This window comes from Shinella sp. HY16, assembly GCF_028534175.1.
GTDB lineage: Bacteria > Pseudomonadota > Alphaproteobacteria > Rhizobiales > Rhizobiaceae > Shinella.
In genome coordinates, this window is sequence record NZ_JAHYXL010000001.1 from 1,858,124 (window position 1) to 1,871,059 (window position 12,936).

Annotated in this window: 12 protein-coding genes; 2 read left to right on the top strand and 10 right to left on the bottom strand. The window is 65.2% G+C overall.

The features are described 5' to 3' along the window. Window positions 1-18: 18 nt before the first annotated feature. From ntrX to dusB, 5 genes are all read right to left on the bottom strand, one after another. On the bottom strand, window positions 19-1,383 hold the full coding sequence (ntrX, locus tag K0P03_RS09465) for a nitrogen assimilation response regulator NtrX (RefSeq protein ID WP_272789436.1): 1,365 nt from the start codon (window positions 1,381-1,383) through the stop codon (window positions 19-21). Continuing rightward, on the bottom strand, window positions 1,373-3,643 hold the full coding sequence (locus K0P03_RS09470; RefSeq protein ID WP_050743373.1) for a sensor histidine kinase NtrY-like: 2,271 nt from the start codon (window positions 3,641-3,643) through the stop codon (window positions 1,373-1,375). Before K0P03_RS09470 ends, ntrX begins: the two co-directional genes overlap by 11 nt. A 207-nt stretch (window positions 3,644-3,850) precedes the next feature. Then, window positions 3,851-5,305 carry a nitrogen regulation protein NR(I) gene (ntrC, locus tag K0P03_RS09475; protein ID WP_272789437.1) on the bottom strand — a complete coding sequence of 485 codons (1,455 nt, stop codon included), beginning with the start codon at window positions 5,303-5,305 and terminating at the stop codon, window positions 3,851-3,853. After that, window positions 5,305-6,453, bottom strand: a complete 1,149-nt coding sequence (locus K0P03_RS09480; protein WP_272789438.1) for a two-component system sensor histidine kinase NtrB — start codon at window positions 6,451-6,453, stop codon at window positions 5,305-5,307. Before K0P03_RS09480 ends, ntrC begins: the two co-directional genes overlap by 1 nt. Then, window positions 6,450-7,475, bottom strand: coding sequence for a tRNA dihydrouridine synthase DusB (gene dusB, locus K0P03_RS09485; RefSeq protein WP_272789439.1), 1,026 nt, complete (start codon window positions 7,473-7,475; stop codon window positions 6,450-6,452). The genes K0P03_RS09480 and dusB overlap by 4 nt, the downstream gene beginning before the upstream one ends. 145 nt (window positions 7,476-7,620) lie before the next feature. On the opposite strand from dusB, the gene K0P03_RS09490 reads away from it, so the two are divergent. Together K0P03_RS09490 and K0P03_RS09495 are read left to right on the top strand one after the other, a co-directional pair. Then, the gene (locus tag K0P03_RS09490; protein WP_272789440.1) at window positions 7,621-8,832 is read left to right on the top strand and encodes a bifunctional 2-C-methyl-D-erythritol 4-phosphate cytidylyltransferase/2-C-methyl-D-erythritol 2,4-cyclodiphosphate synthase; all 1,212 of its coding nucleotides are present in this window, start codon (window positions 7,621-7,623) and stop codon (window positions 8,830-8,832) included. 2 nt (window positions 8,833-8,834) lie between these two features. Next, on the top strand, window positions 8,835-9,332 hold the full coding sequence (locus K0P03_RS09495; protein WP_088016470.1) for a CinA family protein: 498 nt from the start codon (window positions 8,835-8,837) through the stop codon (window positions 9,330-9,332). A 1-nt stretch (window position 9,333) separates the two neighbouring features. Here the strand turns inward: K0P03_RS09495 and K0P03_RS09500 are convergent, their stop codons facing one another. From K0P03_RS09500 to lipA, 5 genes are all read right to left on the bottom strand, one after another. Beyond that, window positions 9,334-10,197 (bottom strand): hypothetical protein, encoded by an 864-nt coding sequence (locus K0P03_RS09500; RefSeq protein WP_272789441.1) that lies wholly within the window; start codon window positions 10,195-10,197, stop codon window positions 9,334-9,336. A 58-nt stretch (window positions 10,198-10,255) separates the two neighbouring features. After that, on the bottom strand, window positions 10,256-10,705 hold the full coding sequence (locus tag K0P03_RS09505; protein ID WP_272789442.1) for a type II toxin-antitoxin system RatA family toxin: 450 nt from the start codon (window positions 10,703-10,705) through the stop codon (window positions 10,256-10,258). A 9-nt stretch (window positions 10,706-10,714) separates the two neighbouring features. Continuing rightward, a complete protein-coding gene (locus tag K0P03_RS09510) occupies window positions 10,715-11,278 on the bottom strand; it encodes an AAA family ATPase (RefSeq protein WP_050743188.1) in 564 nt (187 codons plus the stop codon). Between the two features lie 10 nt (window positions 11,279-11,288). After that, the gene (locus K0P03_RS09515) at window positions 11,289-11,852 is read right to left on the bottom strand and encodes an AAA family ATPase (RefSeq protein WP_272789443.1); all 564 of its coding nucleotides are present in this window, start codon (window positions 11,850-11,852) and stop codon (window positions 11,289-11,291) included. Between the two features lie 71 nt (window positions 11,853-11,923). After that, window positions 11,924-12,901, bottom strand: a complete 978-nt coding sequence (gene lipA / locus K0P03_RS09520; RefSeq protein ID WP_050743190.1) for a lipoyl synthase — start codon at window positions 12,899-12,901, stop codon at window positions 11,924-11,926. Window positions 12,902-12,936: the final 35 nt, after the last annotated feature.

Here is a 12,936-nt window from a genome sequence, read left to right on the forward strand (position 1 = left end):
CTCAAGTCGCTTGGCGCCTTATACGCCAAGCGACTTCAGTTTGCGATGGAGCGCGGAGCGTTCCATGCCGACGAATTCCGCCGTACGGGAAATGTTGCCGCCAAAGCGGTTGATCTGGGCAATGAGATAGTCCCGCTCGAACATTTCGCGCGCCTCGCGCAGCGGCAGCGTCATGATGTGCTGGTCGCCCTGCGTGGAAATCTTCGGCAGCATGTCGCCCACTTCCGTCGGCAGCATGTCGGCGGTGATCGGTGTATCCGGACCGTCGCTGCGCGCGAGAATCATCAGCCGCTCGATATTGTTTCGGAGCTGGCGGATGTTGCCGGGCCAGTCGTGCGCCTGGAGCACCGCCAGCGCGTCGTCGCCGATCTTGCGGGCGCGGATACCCGCCTGCTCGCTGATCTGGCGCATGAACATGTCGACGAGGAAGGGAATGTCCTCACGCCGTTCGGCAAGCGGCGGCACGCGCACGGGCACGACGGCAAGCCGGTGGTAGAGGTCTTCCCGGAAACCGCCTTCGGCGATCAGGCTTTCGAGATTGTAGGCGGTGGAGGAGATGATGCGCACATCCACCTTCACCCGCTTCGAACCGCCGACGCGCTCGAACTGCTGATCCACGAGCACGCGAAGGATCTTGTTCTGCGTCTCGCGCGGCATCTCGCCGATCTCGTCGAGATAGAGGATACCGCCATGCGCCTCCTCAAGCGCCCCTGTCCTGCGCGGTTGGCCGGGTGTGCCCTCGGTGCCGAACAGCGCGATCTCCATGCGCTCGGGCGTGATCGCCGCCGCGTTGAGCACGACGAACGGCCCGCTCACCCGGCTCGACTTGCGGTGAATCATGCGCGCCACCAGCTCCTTGCCGGAGCCGGAGGGGCCTAGGATCATGATTCGGCTGTTGGTCGGCGAGACCTTTTCGATGTTCTGGCGCAGCTGGGAGACGGCGACCGAGGTGCCGATCAGCTCAACCGGGTCGCCGGAGCGCTTCTTCAGCTCCGTCACCTCGCGGCGCAGCTTGGAGTTCTCCAGCGCCCGTTCGGCGATCAGGATCAGCCGGTCGGCCTTGAACGGCTTCTCGATGAAATCATAGGCGCCACGGCGGATCGCCGAGACGGCCGTCTCGATATTGCCGTGGCCCGAAATCATCACGACCGGCAGGTCCGGATGGCGGCTCTTGATCTCGTCGAGCAGCGCGAGGCCGTCGAGCTTGCTGCCTTGCATCCAGATATCGAGGAAGACGAGGCGCGGCACGCGGTCGCTGATCGCGGCCAGCGCGCTGTCGCTGTCATAGGCCGTGCGCGTCTCGTGCCCTTCGTCCGAAAGAATGCCGGAAACGATCTCGCGGATGTCCTCTTCGTCATCCACCACAAGAATATCAGACGCCATGGCTCACTTCCTTGCTCTTCTTGTCCGCATCGACGGCCGCCGTTTCCTCGTAGGGCAGGATCACACGGATCATCGCCCCATGGCCGTTGTCGAAATCCGCCGGGGCATCATGCAGTTCCAGCTGCCCGCCGTGGTCTTCGATGATTTTCTTCACGATGGCGAGGCCGAGCCCCGTGCCCTTCTCGCGCATCGTCATGTAGGGTTCGAGAATCCGGTGCCGGTTCTCCGTCGGCAACCCCTTGCCGTTGTCAATGACATCAACGACGAACCGCCGTCCTGCGTCGTCGGGCGTCGCGCGCACGAGGATTTTCCGCTCCTCGCGCGTCACTTCGGGCGGCAGGGCCTCGATGGCCTCCACCGCATTCTTGATGAGATTGCCGAAGGCCTGGCCAAGCATGCGCGTGTCGAACAGGCCTTCCAGCGGAACCTCGCCGAGATCCTTGCGGAAATCGACATGGGTATTGCCCATCTCGCGCAGGAAGACAGCATCCTTGAGGATGTTGCGCAGGTCCGACCGCTCCTTCGTCGGCTTCGGCATGCGTGCAAAGGCGGAGAACTCATCGACCATGCGGCCGATATCCTCGACCTGGCGCACGATGGTGTCCGTACACTGGTCGAAGACCGCGCGGTCCTCCGGATCGATCTGCTTGCCGTAGCGGCGACGGATACGTTCGGCCGAAAGCTGGATCGGCGTCAGCGGGTTCTTGATCTCGTGCGCGATGCGCCGCGCCACGTCCGCCCAAGCGGTCGAACGCTGCGCGATGACGAGATCGGTGATGTCGTCGATGGTGATGACGTAGGATTCCTTGGCATCCTTCGCCTCCTCGCGCGTCACCTGCACGTTGAGCGTCCGCTCCTTGCCGCCGTGCATGATGTTGATCTGCTTGCGGTAGTTGTTGCGGTGGCGGGTAGCCCCCTCGGCCAGCACCGCCGCGATTTCCGGCGCCACCGCGGTCAGCGGCTGGCCGATCAGGTCGTTGGCGTTGCGCCCGAGCAGGATTTCGGCCGAAAGGTTGGCGATCGTCATGCGCCCGTCGTCTTCCACGCCGATGACCGCCGCCGTCACGCCCGAAAGCACCGCCTCGATGAAGCGGCGGCGGTGATCGACCTCGTCCTTCGCGTCAAGGATCTGCTCCTGCTGCGCGCGGATTTCCGCGATCATCTTGTTGAAAGTGCGCGAGAGGTTGCCGACGTCGCCGTCGACCGTTCGCACCGGCACACTGACATCGAGATTGCCCGAGGCGACGCTGTCCGCCGCGCCGATCAGCTGGCGGATCGGCCGCACGATGCGGTCGGCGACGGCGATCGCCGTCCAGATCGCCGCGAGCAGCACGATGAGGGCGAAGCCGAGATAGAGCACGCCGAAGGCGATCTGCAGCGTCGTGCGCCCGGCCTCGAGCGCCCGGTACTCCGCCGTGTTCTCCTCCATCAGCCGCATGGAGCGCATCACTTCGGGGTCGACGGTGCGGATCGTGTAGAGGAAGGCGTCGGAAATATTGTCGAGCTTGATGATGGCACCGACGAGATTGGTGGCACCCGGCGGAATGAGCGTCGGCTGGCCGGCCGCAGACGCCTTCAGCGCATCCTCCGGCACGGCCGGCAGCGGGTTCTCGATCTGGATATTGGCCTGCAGGATGGTCGAACCGTCGGCCCGCAGCAGAAAGGCGCCGAGCATGCCGCGCCCGCGCGCCTGCCGCGTCATCAGATCGACGAAGCCCGTGCGGTCGAGGCTGTAGAGCTGGCGGTTGCGATCGAGATCGTTCGCCATCGACGCCGTCTGCCCCTGCAGATAGCTCGCGTTTTCCAGGACGTAGGCCTGCGCCACATTGAGCGAGGAACTGACGATCGACTGGGTGCGGATGGAGAACCAGCGGTCGAGGCCGACATCGAGCGTGATGGAGGCGAAGATGGCGACGAGCACGGCAGGCGTGATCGCGACGATGGAGAACAGCGCCACGATGCGCACATGCAGGCGGGCAGCGGCGCGTCCGCGGCGGCGCGCGCGCAGGAGACGCAGGATCTCTCGGCCGATCAGGACCATCAGGCCAACGATGAAGACCGCGTTGATCGCCGCCGAGGCGATGACGACGTTCGCCTCCGGCTTGATCGGCGTCAGGCCGAGCAGGATGAACAGCGAGATGGTCGCGGCAACGAGGGCACCGCCAGCTAGCACCAGACCAGGCAGGGCAAAAGAGGCCCGCCGATCGCCGGTCGCTCCCTTTCCATTCTCATTCGAAAGCAGGCTCACGCCTTCCGTCATCTGCCGCATCGCTTCCCCGGCCGGGCATCCCGAAGGGCGCCGGCGTTCTTCTCGTGTTTTCCGGAGTAGCGCCGACCGCATGAGGGACCGGCCACATTCGTACCCGCATCCATGACGATCAGGCACGCAAGCCTATTCGGCCGCAAACCCCTCTGTTACCCTCAAGCAACAGATTGTGGCCAAAATGCAACGCTCCCTGCCGTTAAGTCAAGCAGAACGCGAACTTCTGTATACAGATACACCCAGTTCGCGAATTTTCTTGCGCAGCGTGTTGCGGTTGAGGCCGAGCAGGTCGGCCGCCTTGATCTGGTTGCCGCGCGTCGCTGTCAGCGCGGCGAGAATCAGCGGATACTCCACCTCGGCCAGCACGCGCTCATAGAGCCCGGCCGGCGGCAGGCCGTCGCCGAAGCTTGCAAAATACTGCCGCATGTTCTCCTCGACGGCCTGCGAGATGGAGAGCGAGCCGCTTCGGGCCGCTGCCTTCTCGATCGGGCTGTCGGGAATGTCGGCACGCAGCTCCGCCTCGATGATCTCGCGGGAGATGACGTCCTGCGGGTAGAGCGCGGTGAGGCGGCGCACGACGTTTTCGAGTTCGCGCACATTGCCCGGCCAGGGATGCGCCTTCATCAGTTCCAGCGCCTCCTGGTCGAAGCGCTTGGCGTCGAGCCCTTCCTTCTCGGCCTGCTGCACGAAGTGGCGCACGAGATCGGGAATATCCTCCGCGCGGTCACGCAGCGGCGGCAGGCGCAGCGGCACGACGTTGAGGCGATAGTAAAGGTCCTCGCGGAAAAGCCCCTGGTTGATCGACTGCTTCAGGTCCTTGTTGGTCGCCGCGACGATGCGCACGTCGGTGCGGATCGGCGTCCGCCCGCCGACTGTCGTATATTCCCCCTGCTGGAGCACGCGCAGCAGCCGCGTCTGCGCATCCATCGGCATGTCGCCGATCTCGTCGAGGAACAGCGTGCCGCCCTCGGCCTGCTCGAAGCGGCCGGTCGAGCGGTTCTGCGCGCCCGTAAAGGCGCCCTTCTCGTGGCCGAACAGTTCCGATTCGATGAGGTCGCGCGGGATCGCCGCCATGTTGATCGCGACGAACGGTCCATTGCGGCGCTTGCCGTAATCGTGCAGCGCGCGGGCGACCAGTTCCTTGCCGGTGCCCGATTCGCCGGTGATCATCAGCGTCAGGTCCGTTTGCATGAGGCGGGCGAGCACGCGGTAGATTTCCTGCATCGCCGCCGAGCGGCCGACGAGCGGCATGCCGTCCTGCGTGTCGTCGTCGAGCCGCGCGGGCTTGCGCTTCGGCTCCGAGAGGGCCCGGCCGATGATGGCGATCAGCTCGGTGAGGTCGAAGGGTTTCGGCAGGTAGTCGTAGGCACCCTTTTCCGAGGCCTTGATCGCCGTCATGAAGGTGTTTTGGGCGCTCATCACGAGCACCGGCAGATCCGGCCGCGCCTTCTTGATGCGCGGCAGGAGGTCGAAGGCGTTCTCGTCGGGCATCACGACGTCGGTGACGACGATGTCGCCCTCGCCGGCGGCGATCCAGCGCCACAGCGTTGCCGCGTTGGAGGTGATGCGCACGTCATAACCCGCGCGGCTGAGAGCCTGGTTGAGAACCGTGCGGATCGCGGCATCGTCATCGGCAACGAGGACTGTGGCGCCTGTCATCAATCATGTCCTTTGGTCTTGGGAAAGTCGTCGTCTTCGCTGACGCCGCGGGAGGCCGGCATCAGCACGCGGAAGGTGGTCCGGGAGGCCTGGCTGTCGCATTCGACGATGCCGCCATGCCCCCCGATGATCTTGGCGACCAGCGCGAGCCCGAGGCCCGAACCGTTGGTCTTGGTGGTGATGAAGGGATCGAAGAGGTGCGGCAGGAGATCCGCCGGCACGCCCGGCCCGTTGTCGTGCACGCAGAATTCCAGCGGCAGCGAGATCTTTTCCCGCGTGCCGGCAACGGAAAGGCGGATGCCCGGACGATAGGCGGTCGTAAGCTGGATCTCGCCGTCCGGCCGCTCGCCGATCGCCTCGGACGCGTTCTTGATCAGGTTGAGGAACACCTGCACGAGCTGGTCTCGGTTGGCAAAGACCGGCGGCAGCGACGGATCGTAGAGTTCCGTGATCTTGATGTTGCGCGCAAAACCCGCCTTGGCGACCACCTTCACATGGTCGAGCACCGAATGGATGTTGAGCGGCACGCGGTCGACCGGCCGCTCGTCGGAAAACACCTCCATGCGATCGACCAGCGAAACGATGCGGTCCGTCTCGTCGCGGATGAGCCGGGTCAGCGTGCGGTCCTCGTCGATGACGGAGGTTTCGAGAAGCTGCGCGGCGCCGCGGATGCCGGAAAGCGGATTCTTGATCTCATGCGCCAGCATGGAGGCGAGGCCCGTCACCGAACGCGCCGCTCCGCGATGGGTAAGCTGCCGGTCGATCTTGTCGGCCATCGAGCGTTCCTGGATGACGACCACCACCGAACCCGGCTCGGTCGTGACAGGCGCCACATAGATATCGACCAGTTTTTCCGCCCCGAGCCGCGGTGAACTCAGGTCGACGCGGTATTCACTGACCGGGGCCTTGCGCTCGCGCACCTGATCGATCAGCGTCAGCAGCGGGCTGCCGAAGGGAATGAAGTTGGAGATGTCGTGCCGCGAGAGATAGCCGGCGCTCGACCCGAAGAAGGATTCGGCTTCCCAATTGGCGAAGGCGATCAGCCCGCGCGCATCGACGAGGATGACAGGATTCTGGATGGCGTTGAGCACGGCGAGCGCCAGGTCCGGCGCCTTCGCGGCATTCTGGTCGAAGGGCCTGTCCGTCATGCCGCCTCTCCGAGCCTTGCTGCGCCGCCCGCAAGCAGCGCCGTCGCGAGCCTGTCGGCGACGGCATCGCTGTCGCGCGCCGTCATGATCTCCGCCTTGGCCGGCCCCGTAAAGCCGGGTGCAAAACGCTCCAGATACCAGCCGACATGTTTGCGCGCGTGGCGCAGCCCGGCCTCGACGCCGTAGAAGTCGAGCATCATGCGATAGTGCTCCACCGCAACCGCCGCGATCTCCTCCGTCGAAGGGTGCGCCGCCGCGCCCGCCAGCACTGCCGGATGCCACGGCCGGCCCTGCGCCCCGCGCCCGACCATCACCGCGTCCGCGCCCGAGCGCCGCAGGATTTCGCGCGCGTCCTCGGCCGTATCGACGTCGCCGTTGGCCACCAGCGGAATGGAAAGAACGTCCCGCACCGCGCGGATCGCGTCCCAGTCCGCCTTGCCCTCGTAGAACTGCATGCGGGTGCGCCCATGCACGGTGATCATCGCCGCCCCCGCCGCCTCGGCGCGCGCGGCGATATGCGGCGCGTTGAGCGAATCGTGGTCCCAGCCGAGCCGCATCTTCACCGTGACCGGCACCTTCACCGCGCCGACGGTCGCCTCGATCAGCCCGAGCGCATGATCGGGATCGCGCATCAGCGCCGAACCGGAATAGCCGCCGATCACCTTCTTGGCGGGGCAGCCCATATTGATGTCGATGATATCGGCGCCCTCGCCCTCGGCGATCCGCGCCGCCTCGGCCATCCAGTGCGCCTCGCGCCCGGCGAGCTGCACCATATGCGGCCGGATGCCGCAATTGCGGATGCGCGACCAGCTTTCGCGCGCGTTCAGCGCCAGTTCCCGGCTCGCCACCATCTCCGTCACGACCAGCCCCGCGCCGAAACGCCAGGCGAGATCGCGGAACGGCAGGTCCGTGACGCCGGACATCGGCGCGAGGACCACCCGGTTGCGCAGGGTCCGGCCGCCGACGTCGAGCGGCGCTGACAGGCTGGGGATCGTCAAATGCTCATCTTTCAAGCAAGTCATCTCTCTGCACTATTTTTAACCATTGTTCTCGTTCTTGCCAAGCTGCAATCCTGCATGCCCGCAATTTTCCTTACAGCGCTGGAATTGCGGCACCCTTCCGGCTAAACCACCTCAAATCGCTTTGAAACGGGAGCTACGAGACCAGATGCTGGCGGAAAATGCGCTATCCTGCGGTGTGGTGATCGTCGCCGCCGGTCGCGGCGAACGGGCGGGCAGCCATGCCGAAGGCCCCAAGCAGTACCGCCGCATCGGCGGAAGGCCGGTCATCTCCCATACGCTCGATCTCTTTGTCAATTGGCTGCCCGCCCGGCGTATCGTGGTCGTGATACATCCCGATGACGTAGCCCTTTTCGAGAATGCACGCGCGCAATCCTTGCCCGCCGGCGACCGCCTGACGGTCGTCACCGGCGGCGCGACGCGCCAGCAGTCCGTTCTCGCCGGCCTCGAAGTGCTTGCGGAAGGCGACATCACGCATGTCCTCATCCAGGATGCCGTGCGCCCCTTCGTCGAGCCCGCCATCCTGGAGCGCACGCTGACCGCCTTCCACCATGGCGCCCGCGCCGTGCTGCCGGCCGTCGCCGTCGCCGATACGCTGAAGCGCGCGGACGCCAACGGCAATGTCGCCGAAACCGTCTCCCGCTCCGGCCTCTTCGCTGCCCAGACGCCGCAGTCCTTCCATTTTCAGACGATCCTGGAAGCCCATCGCCGCGCCAGCGCCTCCGGCCGCACGGACTTTACCGACGATGCCTCGATCGCCGAATGGGCGGGCGTGCGCGTCCACCTCGTCGAAGGCGGCGCCGGCAACGTCAAGCTTACCCTACAGAAGGACATCGCCATGGCCGACCAGCGCCTCGCCACCGCCCTGCCCGACGTTCGCACCGGCAACGGCTACGACGTGCATCAACTCGTGGAAGGCGACGGCGTCACGCTCTGCGGCCTCTTCATTGCGCACGACCAGAAACTCTCCGGCCATTCCGACGCCGACGTCGCGCTGCATGCGCTGACCGATGCCCTGCTCGCCACCTGCGGCGCGGGCGATATCGGCGATCATTTCCCGCCCTCCGACCCGCAGTGGAAGGGCGCGGCGTCCCGCATCTTCCTCGAACATGCCGCCGGCATCGTGCGCGCCAGGGGCGGCGTCATCATGAATGCCGATGTCTCGCTGATCGCCGAAGCGCCGAAGGTCGGCCCGCATCGCGAGGCGATGCGCCAAAACCTTGCCGATTTCCTCGGCATCTCCATCGATCGCTGCTCGGTCAAGGCGACGACCAACGAGAAGATCGGCTTCATCGGCCGCCGCGAAGGCATCGCCGCCATCGCCACCGCGACCGTCGTCTATAAGGGGACCGACGCATGAGCATCTGGCCAAAGGACATCGAAGAGGCCGCACAGACGATCGTCACCGATTTTGCGGCGCGGGGCCTGCTGATCGCCACCGCCGAATCCTGCACCGCCGGCCTCATCGCCGGCGCGATCACCGAAATATCCGGCTCCTCCAACGTCTTCGACCGCGGCTTCGTCACCTATTCCAACGAGGCGAAGCGCGAGATGATCGGCGTCGCCAATGCGACGCTGAAAGCGCACGGTGCCGTCTCCCGCCCGACCGCCATCGAGATGGCCGAAGGCGCCATCGGCAATTCCGGCGCGAACATTTCCGTGGCGGTGACGGGCATTGCCGGCCCCGGCGGCGGTTCGGAGGAAAAACCCGTCGGCCTCGTGCATCTCGCCGCCGCCCGCAGGGGCCATGCGACGCTGCACCGGGAGATGCGCTACGGCGATATCGGCCGCAGCGCCGTGCGGCTTGCGACGGTGCGGACCGCCCTCGACATGCTGATCGAGCTGTCGAAGGCCGATTGAGCTATTTCGTCGACCCCGGCAGACAGAGGCCGGTGACGTCGAGCAAGGCCTCCATGCGGACCTTCGCGTCGGTCGCTTCCCACCAGGGAACGCCGGTCGCGAGATACTCCTTGGCCATCCAGGCGTCGTTCGTCTCCTTTTCGCGGCGAACGGCGTCCTGATACGCCTTGCCGGCCCGCTTTTCCGTCATGCATTTCGTGTAGTCGTCGCTGCTCAGCAAACGGCTGGCATAGATGCCCGAGAAATCGCCCGTGCTGCCGGCCTTGCCGGTCTCGATATCGGCGACGCGCGCCGCCTGCTCGCGGGAAATGTCGAGATCGACGGTCTCGATATAGACCCGCCGCCCCCAATCCATTTCCTTGTTCGCCGGATCCACCGGCGCGATCTCATAAATCCGGCTGAGGAGTTTTGCGCCCCCTATGACGTCCGAGGCGACGGCGACGGTCGTCAGCGTGTAGGTGAGATTTCGCGCCGCGACCTTTCCGGCAAGCACGCCCATCGGTTCGTGCTTGCGTGTCACCGTCACGGTCTCCCCGACCGGCACGGCCCGGATATCCGGCGTGACCGTCTCCTTGCCGTTGAGGAAGAGATACATATTGGCGATGCGGCCGGGCGGAAAATCCCGGTCGGTGTAGAGCAGCGGCTGCGGATAGGAGCCGGGATTGCGCGAGTGCGTGCTCACCTTCAGCCCTTCGGACAGCCAGTAATTGCCGGCGATCGGACGTTTGTCGGCATCGAGCAGCAGCACATAGCTTCCGGCCTTGCGCAGCAGCGCCAGATCGGGCTCGGCGGATGCCGCATCGGCCGAAAATACCGCAGCAGCCAGCAGAAAACAGCGCAAACGTCCCATCGTCACAGCACCCATCGTCCGCCTCCCGGCCGTTGACATCTAGGGTGAATGACGGATGATCGGCCGGTTTTGTTCAGTCGCGATAGATCGCGGCGGCGCGCTTTTCGAAAGCCTCGGTGAACATACGGAAGGCGCGGTCGAACATCGAGCCCATCAGCGCGCCGAGAATGCGGCTCTTGAATTCGTAGTCGATGAAGAAATGCACGGAGCATCCGCCGTCCGGCAGCGGCTCGAAGCGCCAGCGATTGTCGAGATAGCGGAACGGCCCGTCGATATATTTGACGTCGATCGCCCGTTCGGCGCGGTTGAGAAGAACCTGCGTCGTGAACGTCTCGCGGATCGCCTTGTAGCCGACGGTCATATCGGCGATCAGAAGTTCCTTGCCGTCGCGTTCCTTGCGCGAGCGCACCGTAAGCCCTTCGCAGAGCGGCAGGAATTCCGGATAGCGCTCGACATCGGCGACGAGGTCGTACATCTGCTCGGGCGTATGGGGAACCGGACGGCGGGTTTCGAACTGGGGCATGGCCGAGAGCTAATATTGCCGCGCGAGGATGGCAAGTAGCTCCCGGTTCTCGGCCTTCGATTTCAACACGCAAACCGGCACATCCGGTCCATATGCCGCAAGCTTCTCCTTGATTTCCGGGCTCTCCGTCTTCTCGAAGTTCCAGATGTAAGCGAGGAACTCGCGTGTCATCCGCTCCGGGCAGCCATCGGCCATTTCCGGCCGCGACCGGCCGCGGAATTTCAGCCAGCGCGACAGGACGCCGTAGAGCGACGCCCAGCGCGGCGGGCGAAGCCAGAGGACGAGATGCGTGCGCGGCAGGCGCACCGGCAGGGTGCCAGGGCTGGTGCCGTCGATGATCCAGCGCTCCTCCGCCACGATCGCCTGAAGGCGCATCAAGGCCTCCGCACGCGGTCGCACGATCCAGCCCGGCAGCCAGAAGATCTCGCGGTCCATGGAGACATAGGGTAGACCGAGCCGCTCGCTCAGCTTTCGCGCCAGCGTCGATTTTCCGCTGCCCGAGCAGCCCATGACCAGCACGCGCTCCGCCGTGTTCAGCCGCGCGGCGGCGGTCTCTTTCGTGATGGCGATCATGGTGGTTCTCCTATGCGCCGACGCGCGTCAGCAGGCGGCGCGCCTCACGTCGCGAAGACAGGGTGACGAGCGGTACGCCTTCGCCATGCTGCTCCAGCTTGCGGATGAAGACCGGTGCAGATTTTCTCTCGAAGTTCCAGATGTAGTCGAGGAAGGTGCGGTCCGGAAGCGGTTCCGGGCAGTCCGCCGCCATTTCCGGCCGCACCGTGCCGTGGTAGCGCCAGACACGACGCGCGACGCCGAGAAAGCAGGTGAGCCGCGGCATGCGCACCCAGATGACGAGATCCGAGCGCGGCACGCGCAGGTCGAAGGTGGACGGATTGCTGCCGTCCATGATCCAGCGCTCCCGCGCCACCAGCATTTTCAGGATACCAAGCCGCGCGGCCGGATCGCGCTCGCGCCAGCCGGGCAGCCAGCGCACGTCCCGGTCGATCGACTGGTACTCCAGGCCGAACCGCGCGGCGAGCGCCTTTGACAGCGTCGACTTGCCGCCGCCCGAGCAGCCGATGACCAGCACGCGGTTCGCCGTCTCCAGTCGCTCGGCCGTTTCCTCGATCGTGATCGAAACCGTCATCGCCATCCCCGAAACGCAAAACCCCGCCGTCGGGCGGGACGGCGGGGCTTAAAGGAAGGCTGAGGAAAAGTCTATTCCGCGGCGGCAAGAACCTTGCGTTCGCGCGCGGCCCGAAGCCGTGCGAAATCGTCGCCGGCATGGTGCGAGGAGCGCGTCAGCGGGCTGGAAGAGACCATCAGGAAGCCCTTGGAATAGGCGACGGTCTCGTAGGACTTGAACTCCTCCGGCGTCACGAAGCTCATGACGGCATGGTGCTTGCGGGTCGGCTGGAGATACTGGCCGATGGTGAGGAAATCGACATCCGCCGTGCGCAGGTCGTCCATGAGCTGGAGCACTTCGTTGCGCTCCTCGCCGAGGCCCACCATGATGCCCGACTTGGTGAACATGGTCGGGTCCAGCTCCTTCACGCGCTGCAGGAGGCGGACGGAGTGGAAGTAGCGTGCACCCGGACGAACCGTCAGGTAATTGCCCGGCACGGTCTCCATGTTGTGGTTGAAGACGTCAGGCTTGGCCGCAACGACACGCTCCAGCGCGCCCGGCTTCTTCAGGAAGTCCGGCGTCAGGATTTCAATCGTCGTCAGCGGCGAGGCTTCGCGGATCGCCCAGATCACCTTCTCGAAATGCTCCGCCCCGCCATCGGCGAGGTCGTCGCGGTCGACGGAGGTGATGACGACGTGGGAAAGACCCATCTGCTTGACGGCCTTGGCGACGTTCTCCGGCTCCGCCATGTCGAGTGCATTCGGCTTGCCCGTCGCCACGTTGCAGAAGGCGCAGGCGCGGGTACAGATCTCGCCCATGATCATGAACGTCGCGTGCTTCTTGTCCCAGCACTCGCCGATGTTCGGGCAGCCCGCCTCTTCGCACACCGTCACCAGCTTGTGGGAGCGCACGAGATCGCGCGTTTCCTGATAGCCCTTGGACACTGGCGCCTTGACGCGGATCCATTCCGGCTTGCGCAGCACTTCCGTGTCGGGCCGATGGGCCTTTTCCGGGTGGCGAACGCGCGGGGCGTTGGGATCAAGATTGGTGCGGTCGAGAATGGTGACCATGTCGATTCCACTTTCCTGTGGGGCGCCAACACCCC